27 protein-coding genes are annotated in these 25,533 nt (G+C 38.7%); 25 read left to right on the top strand and 2 right to left on the bottom strand.

The window, feature by feature from the left end; translation table 11 throughout:
• The first annotated feature begins 281 nt into the window (after positions 1–281).
• The 4 genes from J1899_RS14310 (at position 282) to J1899_RS14295 (ending at position 4,658) form a co-directional block, all read left to right on the top strand.
• The gene (locus J1899_RS14310; protein ID WP_214474779.1) at positions 282–1,058 is read left to right on the top strand and encodes a metallophosphoesterase; all 777 of its coding nucleotides are present in this window, start codon (positions 282–284) and stop codon (positions 1,056–1,058) included.
• Between the two features lie 145 nt (positions 1,059–1,203).
• Positions 1,204–1,788, top strand: a complete 585-nt coding sequence (locus tag J1899_RS14305; protein ID WP_066444079.1) for a genetic competence negative regulator — start codon at positions 1,204–1,206, stop codon at positions 1,786–1,788.
• Between the two features lie 383 nt (positions 1,789–2,171).
• Entirely contained in the window at positions 2,172–3,449 is a 1,278-nt protein-coding gene (locus J1899_RS14300) for a Glu/Leu/Phe/Val family dehydrogenase (protein ID WP_066444082.1), read from the top strand.
• A 231-nt stretch (positions 3,450–3,680) separates the two neighbouring features.
• The gene (locus tag J1899_RS14295; protein ID WP_214474777.1) at positions 3,681–4,658 is read left to right on the top strand and encodes a YpdA family putative bacillithiol disulfide reductase; all 978 of its coding nucleotides are present in this window, start codon (positions 3,681–3,683) and stop codon (positions 4,656–4,658) included.
• Between the two features lie 59 nt (positions 4,659–4,717).
• On the opposite strand, the gene J1899_RS14290 is transcribed toward J1899_RS14295, so the two are convergent.
• Positions 4,718–5,695 (bottom strand): asparaginase, encoded by a 978-nt coding sequence (locus J1899_RS14290; RefSeq protein ID WP_214474770.1) that lies wholly within the window; start codon positions 5,693–5,695, stop codon positions 4,718–4,720.
• 117 nt (positions 5,696–5,812) lie between these two features.
• On the opposite strand from J1899_RS14290, the gene prsW reads away from it, so the two are divergent.
• From prsW to fni, 9 genes are all read left to right on the top strand, one after another.
• Positions 5,813–6,502 (top strand): glutamic-type intramembrane protease PrsW, encoded by a 690-nt coding sequence (gene prsW / locus J1899_RS14285; RefSeq protein ID WP_214474768.1) that lies wholly within the window; start codon positions 5,813–5,815, stop codon positions 6,500–6,502.
• A gap of 280 nt (positions 6,503–6,782) precedes the next feature.
• Positions 6,783–7,790: a spore cortex-lytic enzyme gene (gene sleB / locus J1899_RS14280; RefSeq protein WP_246586492.1), complete on the top strand. Its 1,008-nt coding sequence runs from the start codon at positions 6,783–6,785 to the stop codon at positions 7,788–7,790.
• Positions 7,791–7,801: 11 nt separating this feature from the next.
• Positions 7,802–9,151 (top strand): germination protein YpeB, encoded by a 1,350-nt coding sequence (gene ypeB / locus J1899_RS14275; RefSeq protein WP_066444099.1) that lies wholly within the window; start codon positions 7,802–7,804, stop codon positions 9,149–9,151.
• Between the two features lie 145 nt (positions 9,152–9,296).
• Entirely contained in the window at positions 9,297–9,956 is a 660-nt protein-coding gene (locus tag J1899_RS14270) for a flagellar brake protein (RefSeq protein WP_066444102.1), read from the top strand.
• A 56-nt stretch (positions 9,957–10,012) separates the two neighbouring features.
• On the top strand, positions 10,013–10,195 hold the full coding sequence (locus J1899_RS14265; RefSeq protein ID WP_066444104.1) for a YpfB family protein: 183 nt from the start codon (positions 10,013–10,015) through the stop codon (positions 10,193–10,195).
• A gap of 210 nt (positions 10,196–10,405) precedes the next feature.
• Positions 10,406–11,074, top strand: coding sequence for a (d)CMP kinase (gene cmk, locus J1899_RS14260; RefSeq protein WP_066444107.1), 669 nt, complete (start codon positions 10,406–10,408; stop codon positions 11,072–11,074).
• 4 nt (positions 11,075–11,078) lie between these two features.
• A complete protein-coding gene (locus J1899_RS14255; protein WP_214474760.1) occupies positions 11,079–11,660 on the top strand; it encodes a lysophospholipid acyltransferase family protein in 582 nt (193 codons plus the stop codon).
• A 282-nt stretch (positions 11,661–11,942) separates the two neighbouring features.
• Positions 11,943–13,082, top strand: a complete 1,140-nt coding sequence (gene rpsA / locus J1899_RS14250) for a 30S ribosomal protein S1 (protein WP_066444112.1) — start codon at positions 11,943–11,945, stop codon at positions 13,080–13,082.
• Between the two features lie 12 nt (positions 13,083–13,094).
• A complete protein-coding gene (gene fni / locus J1899_RS14245) occupies positions 13,095–14,153 on the top strand; it encodes a type 2 isopentenyl-diphosphate Delta-isomerase (RefSeq protein WP_214474758.1) in 1,059 nt (352 codons plus the stop codon).
• A gap of 422 nt (positions 14,154–14,575) precedes the next feature.
• Here the strand turns inward: fni and J1899_RS14240 are convergent, their stop codons facing one another.
• Positions 14,576–14,725, bottom strand: coding sequence for a YpzI family protein (locus J1899_RS14240; RefSeq protein ID WP_066444122.1), 150 nt, complete (start codon positions 14,723–14,725; stop codon positions 14,576–14,578).
• Between the two features lie 105 nt (positions 14,726–14,830).
• On the opposite strand from J1899_RS14240, the gene J1899_RS14235 reads away from it, so the two are divergent.
• The 12 genes from J1899_RS14235 (at position 14,831) to J1899_RS14180 (ending at position 25,532) form a co-directional block, all read left to right on the top strand.
• Positions 14,831–15,439: a YphA family membrane protein gene (locus J1899_RS14235; protein ID WP_214474742.1), complete on the top strand. Its 609-nt coding sequence runs from the start codon at positions 14,831–14,833 to the stop codon at positions 15,437–15,439.
• Entirely contained in the window at positions 15,436–16,323 is an 888-nt protein-coding gene (locus J1899_RS14230) for a YIEGIA family protein (RefSeq protein WP_066444126.1), read from the top strand. Before J1899_RS14235 ends, J1899_RS14230 begins: the two co-directional genes overlap by 4 nt.
• A 3-nt stretch (positions 16,324–16,326) precedes the next feature.
• Positions 16,327–16,512 carry a capping complex subunit for YIEGIA gene (locus tag J1899_RS14225; protein ID WP_066444128.1) on the top strand — a complete coding sequence of 62 codons (186 nt, stop codon included), beginning with the start codon at positions 16,327–16,329 and terminating at the stop codon, positions 16,510–16,512.
• A gap of 324 nt (positions 16,513–16,836) precedes the next feature.
• On the top strand, positions 16,837–18,147 hold the full coding sequence (der, locus tag J1899_RS14220) for a ribosome biogenesis GTPase Der (protein WP_151573094.1): 1,311 nt from the start codon (positions 16,837–16,839) through the stop codon (positions 18,145–18,147).
• A 122-nt stretch (positions 18,148–18,269) separates the two neighbouring features.
• A complete protein-coding gene (locus tag J1899_RS14215; RefSeq protein ID WP_246586491.1) occupies positions 18,270–19,310 on the top strand; it encodes an NAD(P)H-dependent glycerol-3-phosphate dehydrogenase in 1,041 nt (346 codons plus the stop codon).
• Positions 19,311–19,641: 331 nt separating this feature from the next.
• Entirely contained in the window at positions 19,642–19,845 is a 204-nt protein-coding gene (locus J1899_RS14210) for a DUF2768 domain-containing protein (protein WP_066444135.1), read from the top strand.
• Positions 19,846–19,946: 101 nt separating this feature from the next.
• Positions 19,947–20,657 (top strand): hypothetical protein, encoded by a 711-nt coding sequence (locus J1899_RS14205; RefSeq protein WP_214474739.1) that lies wholly within the window; start codon positions 19,947–19,949, stop codon positions 20,655–20,657.
• Positions 20,658–20,979: 322 nt separating this feature from the next.
• Positions 20,980–22,458: a stage IV sporulation protein A gene (gene spoIVA / locus J1899_RS14200; RefSeq protein ID WP_066444143.1), complete on the top strand. Its 1,479-nt coding sequence runs from the start codon at positions 20,980–20,982 to the stop codon at positions 22,456–22,458.
• Positions 22,459–22,926: 468 nt separating this feature from the next.
• Positions 22,927–23,199, top strand: coding sequence for a non-specific DNA-binding protein Hbs (gene hbs, locus J1899_RS14195; RefSeq protein ID WP_066444147.1), 273 nt, complete (start codon positions 22,927–22,929; stop codon positions 23,197–23,199).
• 249 nt (positions 23,200–23,448) lie between these two features.
• Positions 23,449–24,018 carry a GTP cyclohydrolase I FolE gene (folE, locus tag J1899_RS14190; RefSeq protein ID WP_066444150.1) on the top strand — a complete coding sequence of 190 codons (570 nt, stop codon included), beginning with the start codon at positions 23,449–23,451 and terminating at the stop codon, positions 24,016–24,018.
• Positions 24,019–24,126: 108 nt separating this feature from the next.
• Positions 24,127–24,357 (top strand): trp RNA-binding attenuation protein MtrB, encoded by a 231-nt coding sequence (mtrB, locus tag J1899_RS14185; RefSeq protein WP_066444152.1) that lies wholly within the window; start codon positions 24,127–24,129, stop codon positions 24,355–24,357.
• Between the two features lie 359 nt (positions 24,358–24,716).
• A complete protein-coding gene (locus tag J1899_RS14180) occupies positions 24,717–25,532 on the top strand; it encodes a heptaprenyl diphosphate synthase component 1 (RefSeq protein WP_066444155.1) in 816 nt (271 codons plus the stop codon).
• Position 25,533: the final 1 nt, after the last annotated feature.

Raw genomic sequence — 25,533 nt, 5'->3', positions numbered from 1 at the left:
AATATAATAAAAGAAAAAGCTGCAAGAAGAGAATTTCTTGACGGCAATTAAGCATGATAAGTGTAGCCCCGCTATTGAATTGTACAAGGTGCAAACTATATATTCTCCTCGGAACTTCCATCTTTCCCATTACATACACTAAATAGTCATTTAAATAAGCTGGCCTTTGATGGCGAGTTTTCTTTATACTTTTAAAAATTGTGTGATAAAATCATAACATTCGTCGCTTTGACGAAATTGAAAATGGATGACGCTCTTTGAGAGCTTTTTTGGGGGTTCATATGATTTATTTTATCGTGCTGTTCGTACTATTAATGATTTTTCTGCTTCTATATATGGTAAAAGAGGCATTTGCCAATAGAATCCTGCATCAGGAATTAGCTTTTGATGATTTTCCGATCGGGTTCGGAGAAGTTAAGATTTTCTTTATATCAGATATCCATAAGAGAAAAATCCATGAGGATATTATTAATGAAGCCTCTGCTTCCAACCCTGATATGGTGATTATCGGCGGAGACTTGTTGGAGAAAAAGGTTCCTTTGTCAAGAGTAAAAGAGAATCTGCAGAAATTAAAGAGTGTTGCGCCGGTATATTTCATTTGGGGAAATAATGATTATGAGGTTGATGTTAAAAAATTGAATGCATTGCTAATGGAATGCGGTGTAAAAATATTGGATAACTGTGCTGTTACCTTCAAGTCTGCGTTAAATGAATCTTATGCGCTATTAGGAATTAATGATATCAGCTTAAAAAAGGATCGTCTTGATTTAGCGATAAAAGATGCAGAAGACGCTGATTTTAGAATACTAGTAAGTCATGAGCCAAGAGTTATGAGCAAACTGAAGAATGATCATCGTATTTCTTTAGTTCTAAGCGGACATACACATGGAGGGCAAATTCATTTTTTAGGATTTGGTTTGTATGAAAAGGGGAAGATAAAAAAGGCGGACACCGCTACCATTTTGGTTAGTAATGGTTATGGCACTACCGCGCTGCCTCTTCGGCTAGGAGCAAAAGCTGAAACCCATGTTCTCACAATTAAAAACTCAAATCTCTAATGGTAACTGATGTGTTAAAGTGAGTATAAATCCCTGTTTGCCAACAGCAATGATGAATTGTTAAATATGACAGCATTGGACTAATCACCATCTCAGATTTCTTTCATACACTATCGCAAGAGTTGGTTCAGCAGGGGGCATAAATATGCGCTTAGAACGTTTGAATTATAACAAAATCAAAATTTTCCTTTCATTGGACGATTTAATAGACAAAGGTTTGACAAAAGAGGATATTTGGAAAGATTCACTGAAATGGCATCAGTTATTTCATGAAATGCTAGAAGAAGCAAGTGAAACTTTTGGGTTTGAAATACATGGATCAGTTGCAGTGGAAATCTTTTCTGTGCAGGCACAAGGGATGATTATGATCGTTACGATGGAAGAGCATACTGAAGAAGAAGAACTGCTGCAAGAAGGCTTTGTTGAGATGCAGGTCACAATAGACAGCACAGAAGAGAGCGTCTATGAATTTAACGAATTTGATGACATTATCCTGCTTGCAGGGACATTGTATAGGAATGGTTTTGATGGAGGAAGCGTCTACTACTGGAACAATAAATACTTCTGTATATTAAAGGCTGATTCTTCACAAGCTGCAAAACAATTATTTGCCTTAACAGAAGAATACGGCAGTTTAAGTAGTCTTACCAGTCATTATTTACTTGAATATGGAAAGCCGGTAATCAAAGAAAAAGCGATCCAAAATATACATCATTACTTTCATGGGTGAGTGCTATCTTAGAAAGCAGCCCTTAATACTGCATAACAGTAAGCCTCCACTTGGCTGTTAGAGAGGAGGCTTATGATTGTAATTCATCCCTCACAGTTCCTCAAATGAAAAAGATAGGAACAATTAGCAGAGTGAAAAAGGAATTGGAATCCAAAGTGGAATAAGACTAAGAAGAGAAGCTGATAGAACTAGCAGAAGCTGATGCTGAAATCATTAGAATATACTGAAAATTCCCTTGCTGCATCAACGTTGGTAGCGTTTACATAAAATGATAGAAAAATGCGTAAAATAAGTTTTTTCTTCTTGCATAAATCAATCAAAAGTGTATACTATGTCATGAAAGCGGACAACTAAAGAAAGTGATTTTTCTAGGAGGTTTACAAATGGTAGCCGATAAAGGTACTGATCATAAAAACAATGAAGACAAACATGATGTTTTAAAATCAACTCAAACAGTTATCCATAAAGCATTGGAAAAGCTGGGTTATCCGGAAGAAGTATATGAGCTCTTAAAAGAGCCAATGCGATTAATGACGGTTAAGATACCAGTTCGAATGGATGATGGAACAGTTAAAGTCTTTACTGGCTACCGGGCGCAGCATAATGATTCCGTCGGCCCAACAAAAGGCGGTATACGTTTTCACCCTCACGTAACAGAAAAAGAAGTCAAAGCTCTATCTATTTGGATGAGTTTAAAGTGCGGTATTGTTGACTTGCCATACGGAGGAGGAAAAGGCGGGATTGTCTGTGATCCACGTGATATGTCTTTCCGCGAACTTGAGCGGTTGAGCCGTGGTTATGTACGTGCAATTAGCCAAATTGTTGGACCTACTAAAGATATTCCTGCACCTGATGTATTTACAAATTCACAAATCATGGCATGGATGATGGATGAATACAGCCGAATAGATGAATATAACTCACCAGGTTTTATCACAGGAAAACCATTAGTGCTTGGTGGATCTCATGGCCGTGAATCGGCTACTGCTAAAGGTGTAACGATTTGTATACATGAAGCTGCTAAGAAGAGAGGAATTGACCTTAAAGGTGCTAGAGTGGTTGTCCAGGGGTTCGGAAACGCAGGCAGCTTCCTTTCTAAATTTATGCATGATGCTGGCGCTAAAGTGGTTGGTATTTCAGATGCATATGGCGGGTTATATGACCCTGAAGGTCTTGATATAGATTATTTATTGGACCGCCGTGACAGCTTTGGAACTGTGACTAAATTATTTAATGATACGATTACAAATAAAGAGCTGCTTGAGTTGGATTGTGATATTTTAGTTCCCGCGGCTATTGAAAACCAAATTACTGAAGAAAATGCCCACAAAATCCGCGCGAGTATTGTAGTGGAAGCAGCCAATGGCCCAACAACACTTGAAGCAACGGAGATTTTAACAGAACGAGGCATCCTGCTTGTTCCTGATGTGCTTGCTTCTGCTGGCGGTGTTACAGTTTCTTACTTTGAATGGGTGCAAAACAACCAAGGATATTATTGGACTGAAGAAGAAGTGGAAGAGAAGCTTGAGAAAATATTGAGTAAATCGTTTAATAATATTTATGATCTCGCTCAAACACGCCGAGTGAATATGCGCCTGGCTGCATATATGGTTGGTGTTAGAAAAATGGCTGAAGCATCAAGGTTCCGCGGCTGGATTTAATTTTCAACAATAATGTGAATTCATTGTATGTATTTAAAAAATCTCCTATCATATATGGATGGGAGATTTTTTGTATCTTTTAAGCTCGTCGCTTTTGCGTATAGGGTAAGTATACAATTGTAGAATTGAAGAAGGATAAAAATCGGATGTGTTTCTACATTCGCATTGCGAGACATAAAGCAATTCTACATACATAACAGAATTTAATTATAGATCGGGGAGCTGATTTTTTTGAATGAACAAGAAGCAATCATAATAGGCGGGGGACCGTGTGGCCTGGCAGCTGCAATTGCTCTTCAGGATGTCGGAATTAGTCCGCTTGTTATCGAAAAAGGGAATATTGTCAATGCCATTTACCATTATCCAACACATCAGACATTCTTCAGTTCCAGCCAAAAACTTGAAATTGGTGAAGTGCCTTTTATTACAGTGGAACATAAACCAACTCGGAATCAGGCATTAACGTATTATCGTGAAGTAGTTAAAAGAAAGAACCTGGACATTCATGCATATGAAAAGGTGTTATCTGTTGCGAAAAAAGAAGATGGACAGTTTATGGTTGTTAGTGACAAACAAACATATAAAACACCATACGTCGTTATTGCGACTGGATATTATGATCATCCAAATTATATGGACATACCTGGAGAAGATCTACCGAAAGTGTTCCACTATTTTAAAGAGGCTCATCCTTATTTCGATAAAGATGTAGTGGTTATTGGCGGGAAAAATTCTAGTGTAGATGCTGCTTTGGAATTGGTAAAAGCAGGTGCAAGAGTGACTGTTTTATACAGAGGAGAGTCTTATTCACCAAGCGTAAAGCCGTGGATCCTTCCCGAATTTGATTCACTGGTCCGGTCGGGTGCGATTTCAATGGTTTTTCAGTCCCATGTAGTAGAAATCAAAGATGATACAGTCATTTATGAAGTAAATGGTGAGACACATGAAATAGAGAATGATTTCGTCTTTGCAATGACAGGCTATCATCCGGATCATCAATTCTTAAAGAGCGTTGGAATAGGAATTGATGAAAGTACTGGAAGACCTTTATATACGGAGGAAACGAAGGAGACGAATGTAGAGGGTATTTATATAGCTGGTGTTATTGCTGCAGGCAATAATGCCAATGAGATTTTTATTGAAAATGGCAGGTTTCATGGAGCTGAAATCGCAGCTTCTATCGTTCAAAAACAAAAGGCTGATTCCTGAATGGAACAGCCTTTTGTTATACTCGGGGGGGGGGGCTGAACAAGCCGCCTCCGCATTTCTTATAACCCAAACATTTTTTCGATTTCGGGTTTGGTTTGTTGGTTGGCTAGGCCGATCATTAGTTTTAGGCGGGCTTTTTGGCCGTTTAATCCGTTTGAGAAGATGACGCCTAGTTCTTTTAGGTGTTTGCCTCCGCCTTCATAGCCGTACACATCCTGGGCGATTCCGTTAAAGCACCTTGAAACAATGACAACAGGAATGTTGGCAGCTGTCATTTCTTTAATCCCATCAATAGCAGCAGGAGGAAGGTTTCCTTGACCGAGTGCCTCAATAACCACTCCATCATAATTGAGTTCTTTAATGGCATGAAGGAGGGTAGAGTCCATTCCGGCGTGTGCTTTCAATAGTGCTACCTTTTGGTTTAAATTCTTTATTTCATATAGCTCTTTTTTTGTTGGCATATGGTGAAAAAGAATGCCTCTTTTCGTTACGATTCCAATTGGCCCATATTGAGGACTTTGGAATGTAGAAACATTACTGGTATGCGTTTTTGTGACATTTTTGGCTGTATGTATTTCGTCGTTTAGTACAACAAGAACACCTTTGTAATGAGCCTCTTCACTCATTGCCACTCTTATAGAAGATATTAGATTATATAATCCATCAGAACCGATTTCATTGCTTGAACGCATGGCGCCAGTAAGTACAACCGGCAGCTGCACGTCAACTGTTAAGTCCAGAAAATAGGCCGTTTCCTCTAATGTGTCAGTTCCATGTGTAATGACAACACCAGATATATCTTTCCTTTCTACGTGATCTTCAATTAAGTTCTTTAATATGTACATTTCTTTTACCGTAATATGAGGCGAAGGTAAATTAAAGGGCTCCTCCACTATAAGATCAGCAAGAGCATGCAATTCATTTGTTTTATCTGTTAATGGGTTTTTTTCATTTGTTGAGACTGCACCAGTTGAGCTGTCTTCACTCATAGATATGGTGCCTCCTGTATGTATAAGCAGAATTTTTTTTCGATTCAATGCTTTGTCCTCCCTAATTTGAAAAATATAGAATATAATTAATTATACTGTAATGCATTTTCAATCCAATATGATCATGTTACGATTATAGAGACGATTTGAAAAGGAGGTTGGCTCATGTTTGGAATATTATCTGCGGGAATTGCCCCAGGTTTAGCGTTATTAAGCTATTTTTACTTGAAAGATCAATATGAGTCAGAGCCCTTTTCAATGGTGTTTAAAACGTTCATGTCAGGTGCGCTGCTGGTGTTTCCCATCATGTTTATCCAGCATGTCATGGAAACGGAGCATTTAATTGATTCCAGCTTCATTAGTGCATTTCTCACATCTGGCATGCTGGAAGAGTTTTTCAAATGGTTTATTTTATTTTACACAGTCTATCAGCATGTGAATTTTGATGAGCCATACGATGGCATTGTATATGGTGTATCTGTCTCATTAGGATTCGCAACAGTTGAAAACATATTATATTTATTTGCACTTGGCATTGAACATGCTGTAGGCAGAGCGCTTCTTCCTGTATCGAGTCATGCCCTTTTTGGTGTAATCATGGGTTATTATATAGGAAAAGTGAAATTTTCAGCAACTTCTCGAGGAAAATGGCTTATATTATCCTTATTTGTGCCTTTTTTGCTGCATGGCACATATGATTACATTTTATTAACTTTCAAGTATTGGCCGTATTTCATGGTACCATTTATGATTTTCCTATGGTGGCTGGGTATGAGAAAGGTGAAAAAGGCGAGAATTTTAACCATCCGGCAAAATCAGGACGCCTTCAAATTTGAACCCCCTTTAAACATGTAAAGATCTTATAGATAAAATGGTCTGTCATATAAAAAAGCACTGATAACCTAGATGTTATCAGTGCTTTTTTGCTATTAAATACTATGTAAACAGCTGTTTGAAAGAAATTCAAAGGTGTGGCTACATATTCTTATTTGTTCTCTTATCAGACTTCCTTCTTGAAAGATCTCCATTGGTAAAATACCCCACTCAATCTGATCCTAGTTTTTTGTATAAAAATCCAGACGCTACAGAAAATAGGGTTAATGTAATAAAGAATTACTTTTGGAGGTTATTATACATGAATAAAAAGTTGCTTCTATCCAAGATAATGATCATAATCTCCTTTCTTGTGCTGATGATTCCTTTGATTGGAAATGGCGAAAAAGCAGCTGCCTTCTCTGATCAGGTCATACAGCAAGGAGCTGTTGGAGATGATGTCATTGAACTTCAATCAAGGCTGCAATATCTTGGTTTTTACAATGGAAAAATCGATGGTGTATTTGGCTGGGGAACCTATTGGGCATTAAGGAATTTTCAATACGAATTCGGTTTGCCTATTGATGGGCTTGCTGGTCAAAAAACGAAAGAAAAGTTAGCGAAAGCTTCAAACTATAACGAGCAATTTGTGAAAGAGCAAATTAACAAAGGTAATAAATTTACTCATTATGGCGGTGTAGATTTAAATAAGCAGAAAAAACCTGCTCCTTCCGGTGGCGCAAACCAAAAGAAACAGCCTGCTAAACAAGGACAGACAGGTGGTGGTCAATCTGGCGGCGGAACTCAAGGGCAAACTGGCGGTAACCAAGGACAAACCGGCGGGACTCAGGGACAAACTGGCGGTAACCAAGGACAAACCGGCGGCACTCAAGGACAAACTGGGAATGGCGGAGGAGCGGCAAATCAGGCACCTGCTCAGCAAAAACCAACGGCAGCAAATATGCCAAACGGATATTCTGAAAATGATATACAGTTAATGGCAAATGCGGTTTATGGTGAAGCACGCGGAGAGCCATATACTGGGCAGGTTGCTGTTGCAGCAGTTATTTTGAATCGGGTAGAAAGTGCAACATTTCCAAACACCGTTTCTGGCGTCATTTTCGAACCTAGAGCTTTTACAGCTGTAGCTGATGGGCAAATTTGGCTCACACCAAACGAAAAAGCACGTGAAGCAGTATTAGATGCCATTAATGGCTGGGATCCTACCGGAAATGCTTTATACTATTTTAACCCAGACACGGCAACAAGCGGCTGGATATGGACACGTCCGCAAATTAAGAGAATTGGAAAACATATATTCTGTAAATAAGGGGTGAAAGCATGCTAAGAGGCGTTTTAATTGGTGTACTGACATTAGGAGTCGCAGGAACAGCCTTTTGGGGGTATCAGGAGCATAGAGAAAAAAATGCCATCCTGATCAACGCTGAAAATAACTATCAGAGAGCATTTCATGATCTAACCTATCAGATTGATTTGCTGCACGATAAAATTGGAACAACATTAGCAATGAATTCAAGAGAATCTTTGTCACCGGCACTTGCTGAGGTATGGAGGGTTACCTCAGAAGCACATACGGATGTCGGTCAGCTTCCCCTTTCTTTGCTGCCATTCAATAAAACAGAAGAATTTTTGGCGAAGATAGGAGATTTCAGCTATCAGACTGCAGTCAGAGATTTAAATAAAGAACCTTTATCAGACAAAGAATACGATTCACTAAAACAGTTATACACACAAGCAGCAGATGTTCAAAATGATTTGCGTGAAGTTCAGCATATGGTACTGGAAAATAATCTGCGCTGGATGGACGTTGAAATGGCATTGGCAGCAGGAGATGAAGCAGGAGATAATACAATCATTGACGGCTTTCAAACGGTTGAAAAGACTGTAGATGGATACGGGGAAACTGATTTTGGCCCTGCATTTGTCAACATGCAGAAGAAGGATGAAAACTTTAAGTATCTAGAGGGTAAAGAAATTACAGAAAACGCAGCGATCAAAGAAGCTAAGGAATATGCTGGATTAGGCAATGATGTGAATGTAAAAGTGACGGAAAATGGAGATGGCTCTGACTACGGCTTCTTTAGTGTGACACTTCAAGATAAAAAATCAAAACAGGAAGCCAATATGGATATAACCAAAAAAGGCGGATATCCGATCTGGTACCTTATGTCAAGGGAAGTAACAGATCAAAAAATCAGTTTAAATGAAGCAAGCAACAAAGCGGTTGAGTTTTTAAAGAAGAATCAATTTGAAAATCTTGATCTCTTTGAAAGTGCGCAATATGACAACATGGGTGTTTTCACTTTTGTCTCTACGCAAGATGGTGTGCGTGTATATCCGGATTCCATCAAAATGAAAATGGCTCTTGATAATGGCAAAATCTTAGGCTTCTCTGCTGAAGATTATTTAAAAGCGCATCATGCAAGAGAAATTCCTGATCCAGGGATTACAGTTGATGAAGCCCGAGAAAAGATTAATCCAGCAGTAGAGGTTATGGAGAACCGGCTGGCAATCATCATCAATGATATAAGCGAAGAAGTACTCTGTTATGAGTTTATGGGTACTTTAGGGGAAGATACGTATCGAATTTATATTAATGCAGATACAGGCATTGAAGAAAAAGTAGATAAATTAAAGAATGCAGAGCCTGTATATGAAGATGTGGTGTAGGAAAAGCGAACTAAGCTTTTCCTTTTTTTTCTATAAACTATATCTTATTTCCTGTGTATTTCGTAAAATGGTCTTGCAACATATATGAGTCACATGTCATAATTAACTGACAAGTTTATCCTTTCGGACAGGGGAAGTGCGGTAATTGATTAAGATAGGGGACACAATTATATTAGAGACAAAATACTCTGAAAGCGGGGAGAGGTATCAAAGTAAAGTAATTGATCAGTCAGAACACTATATATACATAGATTATCCAAAAAACATGGAAACACATAAAACGGCCTTCTTATTGGATGGCACACAATTAAAAGCTTCTTTTGTTGCTGCTGCAGGTGCAGTTTACCTATTTGACAGTGAGGTTGCCGGCAAAGTCAAACGCAATGTTCCGATGATCATGCTTACATATCCTGGAGATGAACAGCTGATGAAAATTCAGCGCCGGCAATATGTACGAGTTGAAACGGCTGTTGATGCAGCTTTGCATTCTCCTGAGGAGAATTTTCCTCCCTTAGTTTGTGTTACAGAGGATATTAGTGCAGGGGGAGCCTCTTTTTCAACAAAATCACAAATTCATGTAGAACCAGAAATGAATGTAAACCTATGGCTTGTTCTCCTTATGCATGGCGGCGAATACCATTATCTAAACTTAAAGAGCAAGATTGTCCGTATTATAAATACGAAGGAGAATAACCGAAAAATCTCAGTTCAGTTTTCAAACATTACTCCGAATGAACGGCAATTATTATTGCGCTATTGCTTTGATCGTCAGCTTGCCTATAAAAAACGCGGAATTGAAGCATAAAATAACGAAAACTTCTCCATACTTGGAATATCAGACAAGTATCGAGAGGTTTAGCTATGAAAACGTTTGAACGTATTCTTTTAAAAATAATCGTTGTGCAGTTTCTTTTCTTGCTATGTTCTCAGCTTTTTTTCCACAAATGGAATGTGTTTCCTGAAATCAAACAGCTAACTCAATATGAAGGAGTCACAGATCAGAACTTTACTGAACTGCTCGAAACCTTTAACTCTAAAAAGTAAGCAGATTTTTGCTTGCTTTTTTTATATTTTTAGCAAGGTTTTGATTTTTTTTTGGAAATGATATCTGCACACCTTTAACAAATAGAAAAATAAGTCATATTTTTAAAATAGGGAATGCTACATTTTGAGAGATTATCACACGAAATGAACACCGATTCTCTTATTTCTGTGTTAAAATAAATTCGATATTATTGTTTTACAGGAGGAACTATGAAGAAAATCTCAATAGCTATTGATGGTCCTGCTGCTGCAGGTAAAAGTACAGTAGCAAAGATCGTTGCTGAAAAACTATCTTACATATATATAGATACAGGTGCCATGTATAGAGCGCTCACATATAAAGCGATCCAAAATCACGTGAATCTGGAAAATGAGCAGGAATTACTTGCTGTCCTGCAAAAAACGAGTATAGAGCTTATGCCTGGTGAAGAGGGACAAATTATTATTCTTGATGGTGAAAACGTTACAAATGATATCCGTTCAGCTCAAGTCACGAATTCGGTATCAGCTGTAGCAAAACACCGTGCCATTCGGGCAGAGATGGTTGCCAGACAGCAGGAATTTGGGGCTGAAGGCGGAGTTGTGATGGATGGCAGGGATATCGGCACACATGTATTGCCAAATGCTGAGGTAAAAGTTTTTCTTCTTGCATCTGTAGATGAGCGGGCTGCAAGGCGTCATGCTGAAAATCAATCGAAGGGATTCCCAACTGACCTAGAACAGCTAAAGAAAGAAATTGCAACAAGGGACAAGCTGGATTCCGAGCGGGAAGTTGCACCATTGAGGAAGGCAGAAGACGCTGAAGAAATCGACACTACATCTATGTCTATTGGGGAAGTAGCAGATCGTATTTTAGCTTTAGCTGCTGAAAGGAATTAATGATATGACATTATATGGATTTGCAAGGTCTGCTGTAAATGCAGTATTAAAACCGATCTACCGTTATGAAGTGATCGGGAGAGAAAATTTCCCAAAAGAAGGCGGCGTTTTGCTCTGTGCCAACCATATAGATAATTTAGATCCGCCTGTAGTAGGAATTACGGCGCCACGCCCCGTATACTTTATGGCAAAAGAAGAGCTGTTCAATGTGCCCGTGCTGGGGAAGCTGCTGCCTAAAATTCATGCCTTTCCGGTTAAAAGGGGAATGAGTGACCGGGAAGCCTTAAGAAATGGTCTCAAAATTATTAAAGAGGGCAATGTTTTAGGTCTGTTTCCAGAGGGAACTAGAAGTAAAAATGGTGAGCTGGGAAAAGGTTTGGCAGGAGCTGGATTTTTTGCTCTCCGCTCAAGTGCAGAAGTCGTTCCATGTGCTATAATTGGCCCGTATAAACCCTTTAGAAAAATTAAAGTTGTTTATGGTAAGCCAATCAACATCCAGGAATTGCGCAATAGAAAGGCATCTGCAGAAGAAACGACGGATATGATTATGAATGAAATTCGCACTCTGATCAATGCTTATCAATAAGTCTTCTTGCTTGACAAAAACAGCCATTTGTAAGAAGTTTAATAAAAGGCGTTTTTTGTATTGCATTTAAATACAATGTTTTCTGAAAATAGTCTTTAATCATATTTTAGGCTATAGCTGCAGTAGCTGTGCAGTGATTAATCGCTGCATTGAGTATACGGCACAAACTAAGCAGTGCGTGTCATAAGATCATAACCATTTTGCTTCAATTTACAATTAAATGTTGCGGATGGATTTCCAGCATAAAATCTGAAGCAGCCATTGGATTAAGGAGGATTACATATGTCAGAAGAAATGAATGATGTAGAAGTGAAAACCTTTGAAGTTGGAGAAAAAGTTACTGGCCAAGTGACAAAAGTTGAGGAAAAACAAGTAATTGTGCATATTGCAGACAGCAAGCTGGACGGGATTATCCCAATCAGCGAGCTTTCAAGCCTGCATATCGAAAAAGCAAGTGATGCTGTAGCTGAAGGTGAAGAACTTGAGCTAGAAGTATTAAAAGTTGAAGAAGAAGCGTTAATTTTATCAAAAAGAAAAGTAGACGCAGAAAAATCCTGGGAAGACCTTGAAAAAAGATACAATGATGGTGAAGTTTTCGAAGCAGAAATTAAGGATGTTGTAAAAGGCGGTCTTGTCGTTGATCTAGGCGTACGAGGCTTTGTACCGGCTTCTTTAGTTGAAGCATTCTTTGTTGAAGATTTCTCTGATTATAAAGGCAAGACAATGACTTTTAAAATTGTTGAGCTGGATAAAGAAAAAAATCGTTTGATTTTATCTCACAAAGCAGTTGTTGAAGAAGAAAAAGGAAAGCAAAAAAACGAATTGCTTGACTCTTTAAAAGCTGGTGAAGTGCTGGATGGTACTGTACAAAGAATTACAGACTTCGGTGCATTTGTTGATATCGGCGGGGTTGACGGTTTAGTTCATATTTCTCAGCTTTCCTATGAACATGTTGAGAAGCCATCTGATGTAGTGGCAGAGGGCCAGCAAGTAAAAGTAAAAGTGCTTAGTGTTGATCGCGACAATGAGCGGATTTCTCTTTCTATTAAAGAAACACTTCCTGGACCATGGGATCAAATCGGCGAAAAAGCGCCTAAAGGCACTGTTTTAGACGGAACTGTTAGAAGACTTGTTTCTTATGGTGCATTTGTTGAAGTATTCCCTGGTGTTGAAGGGCTTGTTCATATCTCTCAAATAGCTCACAAACATATCGGCACTCCACATGAAGTGCTGAAAGAAGGCGAACAAGTAAAAGTAAAAGTACTTGAAGCAAATGAAGAGGAGCAAAGATTGTCCTTAAGCATTAAAGATCTGCTGGAAAAAGAGGAAGAAGTTCCAACAGATTATGAACTGCCAGAAGAATCTAAAGGTTTCCAGCTTGGTGAAATGATTGGCGACCAATTAAAGAATTTAAATAAATAATGGTGATAAATAGTGTCTAGAGCAAAAAGGAAATGGGATCATATTCAAAACGCGCTATCTACCGGGCAAAAGTCACTTACCGGTTTTCAAGACGTTACTTTTATCCATCAAAGCCTGCCAGACACAAGTCTAGATCACATATCATTAGCATCAGAAATTGGCGAACTATTATTAAGTTCGCCAATTTTTATCAATGCAATGACTGGAGGCGGAGGAGAGAAAACCTACCAGATTAATCGTGATCTGGCCATCGCTGCAAGGCAGACTGGTGTAGCAATTGCGGTGGGTTCACAAATGTCAGCCTTAAAAGATCAGAACGAAGCAGAATCTTATCGAGTTGTTCGGAAAGAAAACCCTGATGGCATTCTGTTTGCCAATCTGGGCAGTGAAGCCACTCTTGACCAGGCAAAAGCGGCTGTCGATATGATTGAGGCAAATGCTCTTCAGATTCACTTGAATGTAGTTCAGGAGCTGGTTATGCCTGAAGGTGATCGTGACTTTACTGGGGCGTTAAAAAGAATTGAACACATTGTACATAATTTGGAAGTTCCGGTCATAGTGAAAGAAGTTGGATTTGGGATTAGCAAAGAAACGATTTGGAAACTAAAAGAAGCAGGAGTAGCTATTGTAGATGTTGGCGGTTTTGGCGGCACCAATTTTTCAAGAATTGAAAATGAACGGAGACAAAGACATATCCCATTTTTTGATTCATGGGGCATTCCGACAGCCGTTTCAATTGCCGAAACATCAGCGCACAAAGGAAATATAACTATCCTAGCATCAGGAGGTATTCAAACGAGTACAGAGGCTGCCAAATCCATAGCACTTGGTGCAAATGCTGCAGGCATGGCTGGTGCCCTCTTAAAGGTGCTTATTAAAGGGGATTTAGAGAATCTCATTGATGAAATCGGTCTCCTGCACCAGGAGTTAAAAATGATTATGACCGCATTAGGAGCGAAGACCCTCAAACAACTGCAGCAAGCTCCACTTCTTCTAAGCGGTGATGTGCACCATTGGTTACAGCAAAGAGGCGTCAACACGGAAATTTATAGCCAGAGATCTATCAAGTAATTGAGATTCATATCATATAAAAAGCAAGCAGGGATATTTACATATCTCTGCTTGCTTTTTTTTTGTGTGTAAAAAATGAATATTGACCTTTGTTATTTTAAGAACGGATTTGACCTGCCTGGCTTGTCTTAAGCTTGTCGCAGCTGAGCGAGCCGCCTCCGCTTTTCGTATTGTCTAGCTTCAGGCGCTAGGGACTCGAGGTCTTAAGCCAATCCAGTCAAAAGGTCAAAGAACGACCTTCTGCCTGGCTTGTCTTAAGCTTGTCGTCCCTGAGCAAGCGCCTTCCGCATTTCTTTATTGTCTAGCTCCGGCGGCTAGCTGCTCGAGGTCATAAGTCAATCCAGTCAAAAGGTCAAAGAACGACCTTCTGCCTGGCTCGCCTTATGCTTGTCGCAGCTGAGCGAGCCGCCTCCGCTTTTCTGTTAATGCTGTGTCTTCATGTTGTCGTTTAGGGCTCTTGCTTCTTTGGGGCTTTGTAATTTTGTTGCTCCAGGATAGTGGAGTGCCTGATCACGATCAGATTCTACTCTTCCGCTGTTTTTAAGCTTCTTTTCTTGACGATCTCTTCCCATAATACACACCTCCTATGTTTAAGATGAAGCTTTCCTGAAAGTTTATACTGTAAAGATTAAAATACATAGGATTTAGTCATAATGGTAATGATAGGAGGTGTCGGGTTGGACGGAATAATATTTTATTTTACAGCGTGGGGAATTTGGATTCTTTCCAGCTTTTTAATAGATAAGAAACAGCGTTATAGGCTAGGGTTTTCAGCATGGATATTGCTGCTCATTATTTTTTCAGGTTATTACTTTTCTATTGATGCTGTTTCTGTTTCTTTTTCGGCTATTTTAGTCGTTCTAACCGTTTATTCATTATTGGCTAAATATAAAAACAAAAAGCTTTTTTATTTTTTGGTGTGCCAGTTAATTGGAGTTTTAGCATATGTTAGTTTTCATTTATTTGAAATGTTTGATCCTGTATGGGTCATTATGGACAGAGAATGGATGCTTTCTGTCATGATGGTGCTTGTATCTTTAATTTTAATGAGAAAAAGATTCGAACGGGTCTTGCTGCTTGCATCAGCTGGAATACATGGAGAAGTGGTTAATGGAATTATTTTTCATTCATTTTCTTTTCCCTATACAATAGGGTCTTTTGTTTATTTAGATGTTCTGGCACTGGCTGCTCTGATCCTGCTTTTATGGAATGGAGTAGAGTATATTACTGCCTATTTAGGGTCTTACTTTAACCAGCTTGAAAAAGAGAGGGGAAAACCATCATGAGTGAATATACATATCCCATTTTATTTGGTTTGATTATTGGAACTGCAACAAGAATGTACATGCTGCGTACAGATTATCGGCAATACCCTACCTATCTGCATGGCAAAATTATTCATGTAGCACTTGGGTTTATCGCAGCGGGACTTGGGACAGTAGCAATCCCTTCAATCATGGAAGAGGATTTTACGGCCATTACGTTTTTAACGTTAGCAGCCTCTCAATTTCGTGAGGTTCGCAATATGGAAAGAAACACCTTAACTGAGCTGGACAGCTACGAAATGGTGCCAAGAGGCAAGACGTATATTGAAGGAATCGCCATTGCGTTTGAGAGCAGAAATTATCTTGTCATCTTTACATCACTAGTAAGTACACTAATCTATTTATTAATAAATGTATGGGCTGCCCTGATCGCTGCAATTATTTGTGTCTTGATCGCTAAAGTGCTTATGTCCGGCGGGCGTTTAAAGGATATTGTTGAGATAGAATATGTAGAGCCTCGTTTTGATGGTCCTGGTCTTTACGTTGACAATATTTATATTATGAATATCGGTCTTCCTCAGCGGCAAGAAGAAGTACTGCGGTATGGAATGGGGTTCATTTTAAAGCCAAAAAACTTTAATTCCAGATCAACAATTGCAAACCTTGGCCAGCGTCAAGCGATTTTACATGATGTTTCAACTGCTCTTGGTGTTTATAGAGATTCGGGCACACCAGCGCTCGTTCCGCTTGCTAAGCGAGATTTGGATGATGGTCGTGTTGGGGTGTTCGTTCTGCCGCAGGAAAAGGATATAAAACGGGCAATTAAAATAATTGGAGCTGTTCCAACCCTTGAAAATGCGATTAGGATGCCAAGCGAACGTCATGTAGAAGGCGAGGGGAAATAAAGAATGGTTTTAGAAAAATATATATTGGCAGCCATTACAACCAATTCTTCCAAAATACCTGGCGGAACTGCTGTTTTTTATTGTGACAGCAAACAGGAAATGGAGACGATCGCAGCAAATCTGGAAGCGATATTAGATGGTATCGCCCATATGTTAACAGAGGAATTATATGTTATTGTTAAGCACTAATCATATAAATTACAGAAGAGTATAGCACAAAACTTATCCAAATGTTGCCTCTATGAAGAAGCTCTGATAAAATAGTGAAGTTAGACCCTTCTTTTTCATAGAAGGGTTATTTTTGAGATATGAATGATTTTCATTGTTTATTACAGAATAACTCGTCATATTGCTCTTAAATAGAACATGCTGATTGGCAAGCCTGAAAGGCGAAGCCAGAGGCTTAGTTGCACTTATACCTTATTCCAAATTAGCAACTGCGTCGAATGATCTCCAGCGCTGATAACCTATACGATTTTAAAGTATAAATAAAAACCTTGAAGGGGTGATGTTATGGCAAAACCAGTAGTGGCTATTGTCGGACGTCCGAATGTTGGTAAATCAACTATTTTTAACAGAATTGTAGGAGAAAGAATATCCATTGTCGAAGATATTCCCGGTGTAACGAGGGATCGTATATACAGCTCTGCAGAATGGCTTACACATGATTTTAATATTATCGATACAGGCGGTATTGATATAGGGGACGAGCCTTTCTTAGAGCAAATTAGACAGCAGGCAGAGATTGCCATAGAAGAAGCAGACGTTATCGTCTTTCTTGTTAACGGCCGTGAAGGTGTTACTAGTGCGGACGAAGAAGTTGCCAAAATCTTATATAAGGCAAAGAAACCTGTTGTGCTTGGTGTGAATAAAATTGATAATCCAGAAATGCGTGACCAGATTTATGACTTTTACGCATTAGGCTTTGGAGAACCTTTTCCAATCTCCGGTTCACATGGACTTGGTTTAGGAGACCTTTTGGATGAGGCTGCTAAGCATTTTCCAAAACATGGCGGAAATGAATATGCTGATGATGTCATTAAATTCTCTTTAATCGGCAGACCAAATGTCGGCAAATCGTCTTTAGTAAATGCCATTTTAGGAGAAGATCGTGTAATCGTCAGTAATGTGGCAGGAACAACTAGAGATGCAATTGACTCCCAGCTGACTTACAACGGTGAGAAATATGTCATCATTGATACAGCTGGCATGAGGAAAAAAGGAAAGGTCTACGAAACAACTGAAAAATACAGTGTTTTAAGAGCCCTTCGTGCAATTGAACGTTCTGACGTTGTTCTTGTTGTAATAGACGGAGAAGAAGGAATAATCGAACAGGATAAACGTATTGCAGGGTATGCACATGAAGCAGGCCGTGCAGTGGTAATCGTTGTGAATAAATGGGATGCTGTAGAAAAAGATGAAAAAACGATGAAAGCGTTCGAAACGAATATTAGAGAGCACTTTTTGTTCCTCGACTATGCGCCAATTGTCTTTTTATCTGCTAAAACGAAAAAACGGATTCATACTCTGATCCCAATGATTAATACTGCTAGTGAAAATCATGCATTGCGTGTTGAAACGAGCATACTGAATGATGTGATCATGGATGCCGTTGCTATGAACCCAACTCCAACAGATAAAGGAAAACGACTGCGCATTTACTTTGCAACACAAGTAGCAGTTAAACCGCCTACTTTTGTTATTTTCGTAAATGATCCTGAACTCATGCATTTCTCTTACGAACGCTTCTTAGAAAATCGAATCAGAGATGCTTTTGGCTTTGAAGGCACACCGATTAAGATTTTTTCTCGCGAAAGAAAATAAAATCAATAAAAGCACTGTACATTAGGACAGGTTTTATAGATACAAATCTGTGATAAAGGCTCTGTAAGGCGATTAGCCTAAATCTTTGAAGCAGGACAATAAGTTAAAAAGCGGTGATGATAATGAAAAGTGTTGAATCAATTGCCGTCATTGGCGCAGGAAGCTGGGGTACTGCCCTTGCCATGGTTTTAGCTGATAACGGACATGATGTAAGGCTTTGGGGTCATAAACCAGAACAAATTGATGAAATTAATACACATCATACAAACCAAAAATATTTACCGGATATAACTTTGCCAAAAAATATTATCGGTCATGTATCCCTCGGAGAAGCTATAGAAGACGCAGAGGTGCTTGTTCTTGCTGTTCCGACCAAAGCGATCCGTGAAGTCGTCAACAAAATTGCTGTAATCAGAAAAGACCCGATGACAATCGTGCATGTGAGTAAAGGGATAGAGCCGAATAGCTTAATGCGCATCTCAGAAATGATTGAAGAGGAGACACCCTCCCATCTTTTAAAAAGTGTAGTGGTGCTTTCTGGCCCAAGCCACGCTGAAGAGGTCAGTTTAAGACAGCCAACAACAGTTACTGTTTCTTCAAAAGAATTAGAGGAAGCAGAGAGAATTCAAGATTTATTTATTAATCAGCATTTTCGTGTCTATACCAACCCTGATATTATCGGTGTTGAAATAGGCGGAGCATTAAAAAATATTATTGCACTGGCTGCTGGGATTACAGATGGTCTTGGCTATGGGGACAATGCCAAGGCAGCGCTCATCACAAGAGGATTGGCTGAGATCGCCCGTTTAGGGGTTAAAATGGGTGCCAGCCCGCTTACATTCTCTGGTTTAACAGGGATTGGTGACTTAATTGTTACTTGTACAAGCGTTCATTCCAGAAACTGGAGAGCGGGAAACTTACTCGGTAAAGGCCAGAATTTGCAGGAAGTGCTTGATAATATGGGCATGGTGGTTGAAGGTGTCCGCACAACGAAGGCTGCTCATCAGCTTGCTGAAAAATATCAAGTAACAATGCCGATTACAGACGTGCTTTATAGTGTGCTTTTTGAGAATGTCAGTGCAAAAGACGCTGTAGAATTGCTAATGGCACGTGGAAAAACGCATGAAATGGAAGACCTTACAAATTTGCTTGGCGGCCAGTAACCGCCATTTTAGACTTCTTTCTTCTGTTCATTCATTTGCTTTATATGATCAATGGCGGTAATTTATTTGAAAAATATAGGCATTTAAACGATACAGGAAGAAATGGAATTGCATACAATGCAACGAAGCAAACTGGTAACATGATCAGGGTGTAGGTTAATTTAGTCATATTGCCGGGAAATTGGAAATGCCCCTTCCGATTTCCCGGTTATTTTTATACAAAGAAAAGGAAGGGTGCAAAGGTTTTAATAAGCATGAAAACGTTTGTGTACAGCCTATATTTCCTGCTTTTTCTATGTTATAATACTTTTCGGAAAAAGGAGTGAAATGAATGTCAGATTCTTTAATGAAAATGTGGATTTCTCTATCATCCATGGGCTTTATGTTTATATCCATTTTGTTAATATACTTAAGCCGATTTAAATTAAAAAATAAAACACTAAAATTTATTACAGCCTTTATTGCCTATATTCTTATGATTATTAGCGGTATTATTATATTCCTGATCGTATTTGGAGGACCTACACCTGAATAATTCTGTTTAAGGGATAGATCATTCTGCTGTCTGGAGTTCCCATTCAGAACAGAAGTCTTTTGCAAAAAACACTAGATATACATACTAAAGGATTGATAATCATGAAAAAAAGCTTGCTGCGTTTAATAGGTGCAGCCACTATATTAATATGTTTGGCTGGCTGTGCATATCCACAGGAGCGGCTGGCGCAGAATCAAATTCCATATGAGGATCAGCTTGCTGCTGTTCAAAATGCAGTCGACCAATTCAGGGAAACAAATACGGGGCTTCTCCCGATAAAAACGAAGGATATGGATACGCCAATCTATCAAAAATATTTAATTGATTTTAATAAGCTAACCCCTGCATTTATGGCCGAACCGCCAGGAAATGCTTTTGAAATGGGTGGTGTGTTTCAATATGTCATCGTAAATGCCGAAACAGAGCCTGCTGTAAGGATCTTTGATTTACGTATGGCTGAAACGATCCGCGAAATTAAAATCCGTTTAAAAGGTCATGAGTACCCTCCTTTTAAAGAGCAAATCGAAAGCCATGTATTCACTCTCGATTTTGAAAAACTCGGCTATAAAGAGGATCCTGTAGCTATCAGCCCGTACTCCGGCAGAAATCTGCCATTTGTGATTACAGGTGATGGTGAAATTTATGTTGATTATCGCAGTGATTTATTTGAGGCTGTAGATCAAACGGATACTACGTTAAAACAGGGAGAAGACATCCGGAATATTTTAGTGGAAGATTCTCCTTTTGTGCCTTCCTATTCTTTGCCTTACACAATAAATGAAGACAGTGAACCAATCTTTTTGGTGAAATAGTCATAACCTTTCTTTTACAAAATATATTGTAAGAGAAAGGTTTTTTTTGTTTTACTATACTGCCGAGTAATCAGCAATACTCCTTTGTTAACATTCATGATTAGTTCTTATCTGCTATTCATAAATATTAGCTTCTCAAACCTGGTGAATACACTGTTTACAAAGGATAAGAGATATAGAAAGATACTTTATTTTAGGGAGAGGGGAAATTTTATAAAAAAGTTGGCATAACGATGTAGGACAACATCATAAACATATAGTGTCCAGATATACTTAATAGGATAATATTTCCCACTAACTCGGAGATTCAGGAGGGGATCACTTGGAAAAGGTAGATGTGTTTAAAGATATTGCCGAAAGAACCGGAGGCGATATCTATTTCGGAGTAGTAGGTGCAGTACGTACAGGGAAATCAACGTTTATTAAAAAATTTATGGAATTAGTTGTTTTACCGAGCATGGAAAATGAAGCTGAACGGGCACGTACTCAGGATGAACTTCCGCAAAGTGCTGCAGGGAAAACAATCATGACAACAGAACCGAAATTTGTTCCAAACCAGGCTGCATCTGTACATGTTGATGAAGGTCTTAACGTAAATATTCGTCTTGTCGATTGTGTGGGGTATACAGTTCCTGGGGCAATGGGCTATGAAGATGAAAATGGTCCAAGAATGATCAATACTCCTTGGTATGAAGAGCCGATTCCTTTTCATGAGGCAGCTGAAATCGGCACGAGAAAAGTTATTCAGGAGCATTCTACCATTGGTGTCGTCATCACTACGGATGGTACAATTGGTGAAATTCCAAGATCGAGCTATTTAGAGGCAGAGGCTAGGGTGATTGACGAACTGAAGGAAGTTGGAAAACCATTTATTATGGTGATTAACAGCGTACAGCCTCATCACCCGAATACTGAGGCGTTAAGAGAGCAATTAGCTGAACAGTATGATATTCCTGTCCTTGCGATGAGTGTGGAGGGAATGAGAGAGTCAGATGTTCTAAATGTAATGAGAGAAGCCCTTTACGAGTTTCCAGTCCTCGAAGTTAATGTTAACTTACCAAGTTGGGTAATGGTACTCCGTGAGGATCACTGGCTTCGTGAGAGCTACCAGGAAGCTGTGAAGGAAACAGTGAAGGATATTAAAAGATTAAGAGATGTCGATCGGGTTGTCCATCAATTTGGAGACTTTGAATTCATTGAGCGCGCTGGATTGGCAGGGATTGAGATGGGGCAGGGAATAGCGGAGATTGATCTATTTGCTCCGGATGACTTGTATGATGATGTGCTTAAGGAAATTGTCGGTGTTGAGATCAGAGGAAAAGATCATTTATTAGAGCTTATGCAGGAATTTTCTCATGCGAAAGCAGAATATGATCAGATATCTGATGCGCTTACAATGGTTAAGCAAACAGGTTATGGGATCGCCGCTCCATCTTTAGCTGATATGAGCTTGGATGAACCAGAAATTACGCGTCATGGCTCAAGATTTGGAGTCCGTTTAAAAGCGGTGGCACCATCCATTCATATGATTAAAGTGGATGTTGAATCCGAATTTTCACCAATCATTGGCACGGAAAAACAAAGTGAAGAGCTGGTTCGTTACTTAATGCAGGACTTCGAGGACGATCCGCTATCCATTTGGAATTCAGATATTTTTGGCAGAAGCCTGAGTTCGATAGTAAGAGAAGGCATACAAGCAAAGCTCTCCCTTATGCCTGAAAATGCTCGCTATAAACTGAAAGAAACGCTGGAAAGAATCATTAATGAAGGTTCTGGCGGCCTAATCGCCATTATCCTATAAGTATATGGATGCAAGGCAACGGACTCCTTTTAGGGGTCTTTTTTTTGCATTTAATCATAAATAAACTACAATAATTCATAGGAAGGATAAATAGAAAAAAGTAGAACATTTAATGGTATAAATATATTCTAGTGGTTTGTCAAAGTGCAAGATGGGGAATACATCTTTCTGTTGGGCGTATTACAGTTATATTTCAAAAAAGAAAAGATTCCCATTAAATCGTGAAATATTCTTGATATGCATAAATGATTATGATAATCTTTTAACAGAATTACTGTTGTGATGCTTAAACCCTTATCACAAAAGGATTTTTTGCGTTATTGATTGAAAAATTCCGCGAGTTGATATATGATAAGGCATGCTTAAACAAATATACGTCACAACGTATAGAATTCAGTAATTTTGTTTACAAATGAATGTAAGAATCTATTTACTGAGTTATATTGTTTTTGGGAGGAGGTGAAAGTAATGAACAAGACAGAACTAATCAACGCAGTTGCTGAAGCTAGCGAGCTTTCCAAAAAGGATGCTACTAAAGCAGTCGATGCTGTTTTCGATACAATTTTAGAAGCGCTTAAAAACGGTGATAAAATTCAACTAATCGGTTTCGGAAACTTTGAAGTGCGCGAGCGTGCAGCACGTAAAGGCCGCAACCCGCAAACAGGCGAAGAAATCGAAATCGCTGCAAGCAAAGTTCCTGCTTTCAAACCAGGAAAAGCGCTTAAAGACGCTGTAAAATAAGTACATATATGTGCGATAGAAACCGCGAGATCATTCTCGCGGTTTTTGTTTGTGCTTAAGAAATGTAAATTTATGCTAAAGGGGCTTCCGTTAGCAACTTGACCTTGAGAGAGATTGTTCAAGCTAAACATTAGGATGAATAGATCGGCCTTAAACGATTCGGCAAGATGTTTTTGCTAGTAAGTCATAGATTATGCTAATATGAAAGTTATGAGCTATAAGAACCAGTGATGATTAGGAGGAACAATCATGGCATCAGTTAATACTGCACAGATAGAAGAAGCAGTCCGTCTCATACTAGAAGCTATTGGAGAAAATCCCAATAGAGAAGGGCTATTAGATACGCCAAAACGAGTGGCAAAAATGTATGAAGAAGTATTTATGGGATTAAATCAGGATCCTAAAGAATATTTCCAGACTGTATTTGGCGAAGATCATGAAGAACTCGTGTTAGTGAAAGATATCCCGTTTTATTCTATGTGTGAACATCATCTTGTCCCGTTTTTTGGTGTCGCACATGTAGCATATATACCGAAAAACGGAAAAGTAACAGGATTAAGCAAGCTGGCAAGGGCAGTAGAGGCTGTTGCGAAACGTCCGCAGCTTCAAGAACGAATTACATCTACAGTAGCAGATTCAATTCTTGAAACATTAGAGCCGCATGGCGTTATGGTTGTTGTTGAAGCAGAGCATATGTGCATGACAATGCGCGGTGTTAAAAAGCCTGGTTCAAAAACGATTACATCTGCAGTAAGAGGAGTTTTTGCAGAGGATGCTATTTCACGCTCAGAAGTACTTTCACTTATAGCGAAGAAATAAGCGATAGCAATTCAAGCTAAACTGAAGGAACATGTTTTATGGGCAGAGCAGCAATGAAATTCTCAACAATTAATTCTCTGCCTTAGTACTTCAAGAAAAAGGATGATCATGGTGGAAAAAAACAATAATGATTATATTGTCATCAAAGCTATTGAAGATGGTGTAAATGTAATTGGACTTACAAGAGGTTCCGACACAAAGTTTCATCACTCTGAAAAACTTGATGAAGGTGAAGTGCTGATCGCACAATTTACGGAGCATACATCAGCGATTAAAATTAGAGGAAATGCAATTATAAAGACATCCTATGGAGAAATTGAAAGCGATGCAAAGAAATAAGCACGCTGCTAAACTGGCAGCGTGCAAATTCCTTTTATATTCCTCTAACATGGTACTGTGATTTATGATATAATTGTCTCTGCCTTAAATGGGCAGTGGCAAAGTCAAATACAAGTTCAAAAGTAACCGCTTCAGGTGCTTTTTTTATAGAATTGAACCTTGTTTATTAAATGAAAAAGCTAAACGTAAAAATTATATATACATATCATTTTATTTTTAAAAATGCCAAACATAATAGATAGATCTATTCCGCCAATAAAACATGATTGCTTATTCCTTAAGAGTAAAAGAGGTTTTTTAGGACCGGCTGTCTGACTCAATGGTAGATAGATGAAAACTTTTGAATCAAGGGTGATTGCATGCAAAAACTTACCACTAATTTAGCAGATGTGAAATCACAAATACATGAGCATGTCAAACACTCATACTTATTTAAATATATAAATGAACCCGTTATAGATGAAGATAAACTTTTATTATTCACTTCAATTTTTTCTCTATATGATCTGCCAAAAATGCAAGCCGAACAATATGCTGTGACTGCAATGCTCGTCCAAATAGCATTAGACACTCATGAACTCGTTGAAAATGGAGAACTGAATGCCGAATTGCATAAAAGCAGACAGCTGACTATTTTAGCGGGAACTTATTATAGCGGTCTTTATTATAAAATTTTATCATCAATTGAAGATGTAGGAATGATTCGTACGCTTGCAGAAGGAATTAAAGAGGTTAATGAACATAAAATTTCTGTCTATCGTAAAGATAGTAAAAGTATTAAAACCTTAATGGACTCGGTAAAGAAAATAGAATCTGCACTTTTTGAAAGAGTTCTTACTTACTTTAATAGTGAGAATTTACAGGGCTTCACAGCGAATATTTTATTTTACAAAAAGCTTCTAATGGAAAGAGATCGCTTCTTTAAAGAGAAGCCTTCAATTGTTTTTGAAGCATTAGGAGAGCTTGTTTTTCCAGAGGCTGATCTGCAAAATAGCTCATTGGACTATAGAGATGAATTAATATCAGTTGCTGATTCGTATATAGAAAATACAAGGCAGGAAATTGAAAAATTGTACAAACAAATTCCTTATATGAACAGCTCACTTCAGCAAAAAATTCAGGCAATGATAGATTATGATACACATAAGGTGAAATCATTTGCGGAGGAAGGGTAAG

Source organism: Cytobacillus gottheilii (assembly GCF_018582665.1).
In the GTDB taxonomy this organism is placed as follows: domain Bacteria; phylum Bacillota; class Bacilli; order Bacillales; family Cytobacillaceae; genus Cytobacillus; species Cytobacillus gottheilii.
The sequence above is the reverse complement of the archived record's forward strand: the minus strand, read 5'-3'. Positions and strand labels throughout refer to the sequence as shown.

Bases quoted from the DNA above. Each gene is read 5' to 3' on its own strand.
- J1899_RS14265 (WP_066444104.1), top strand. From the start codon at position 10,013: ATGAAAACGTTTGAACGTATTCTTTTAAAAATAATCGTTGTGCAGTTT.
- J1899_RS14205 (WP_214474739.1), top strand. From the start codon at position 19,947: ATGAAAAAAAGCTTGCTGCGTTTAATAGGTGCAGCCACTATATTAATA.
- J1899_RS14230 (WP_066444126.1), top strand. From the start codon at position 15,436: ATGAGTGAATATACATATCCCATTTTATTTGGTTTGATTATTGGAACT.
- hbs (WP_066444147.1), top strand. From the start codon at position 22,927: ATGAACAAGACAGAACTAATCAACGCAGTTGCTGAAGCTAGCGAGCTT.
- J1899_RS14305 (WP_066444079.1), top strand. From the start codon at position 1,204: ATGCGCTTAGAACGTTTGAATTATAACAAAATCAAAATTTTCCTTTCA.
- rpsA (WP_066444112.1), top strand. From the start codon at position 11,943: ATGTCAGAAGAAATGAATGATGTAGAAGTGAAAACCTTTGAAGTTGGA.
- J1899_RS14255 (WP_214474760.1), top strand. From the start codon at position 11,079: ATGACATTATATGGATTTGCAAGGTCTGCTGTAAATGCAGTATTAAAA.
- mtrB (WP_066444152.1), top strand. From the start codon at position 24,127: ATGGTGGAAAAAAACAATAATGATTATATTGTCATCAAAGCTATTGAA.
- der (WP_151573094.1), top strand. From the start codon at position 16,837: ATGGCAAAACCAGTAGTGGCTATTGTCGGACGTCCGAATGTTGGTAAA.
- J1899_RS14240 (WP_066444122.1), bottom strand. From the start codon at position 14,725: ATGGGAAGAGATCGTCAAGAAAAGAAGCTTAAAAACAGCGGAAGAGTA.
- folE (WP_066444150.1), top strand. From the start codon at position 23,449: ATGGCATCAGTTAATACTGCACAGATAGAAGAAGCAGTCCGTCTCATA.
- J1899_RS14300 (WP_066444082.1), top strand. From the start codon at position 2,172: ATGGTAGCCGATAAAGGTACTGATCATAAAAACAATGAAGACAAACAT.
- ypeB (WP_066444099.1), top strand. From the start codon at position 7,802: ATGCTAAGAGGCGTTTTAATTGGTGTACTGACATTAGGAGTCGCAGGA.
- J1899_RS14310 (WP_214474779.1), top strand. From the start codon at position 282: ATGATTTATTTTATCGTGCTGTTCGTACTATTAATGATTTTTCTGCTT.
- J1899_RS14225 (WP_066444128.1), top strand. From the start codon at position 16,327: ATGGTTTTAGAAAAATATATATTGGCAGCCATTACAACCAATTCTTCC.
- prsW (WP_214474768.1), top strand. From the start codon at position 5,813: ATGTTTGGAATATTATCTGCGGGAATTGCCCCAGGTTTAGCGTTATTA.
- J1899_RS14210 (WP_066444135.1), top strand. From the start codon at position 19,642: ATGTCAGATTCTTTAATGAAAATGTGGATTTCTCTATCATCCATGGGC.
- cmk (WP_066444107.1), top strand. From the start codon at position 10,406: ATGAAGAAAATCTCAATAGCTATTGATGGTCCTGCTGCTGCAGGTAAA.
- J1899_RS14215 (WP_246586491.1), top strand. From the start codon at position 18,270: ATGAAAAGTGTTGAATCAATTGCCGTCATTGGCGCAGGAAGCTGGGGT.
- J1899_RS14180 (WP_066444155.1), top strand. From the start codon at position 24,717: ATGCAAAAACTTACCACTAATTTAGCAGATGTGAAATCACAAATACAT.
- sleB (WP_246586492.1), top strand. From the start codon at position 6,783: ATGAATAAAAAGTTGCTTCTATCCAAGATAATGATCATAATCTCCTTT.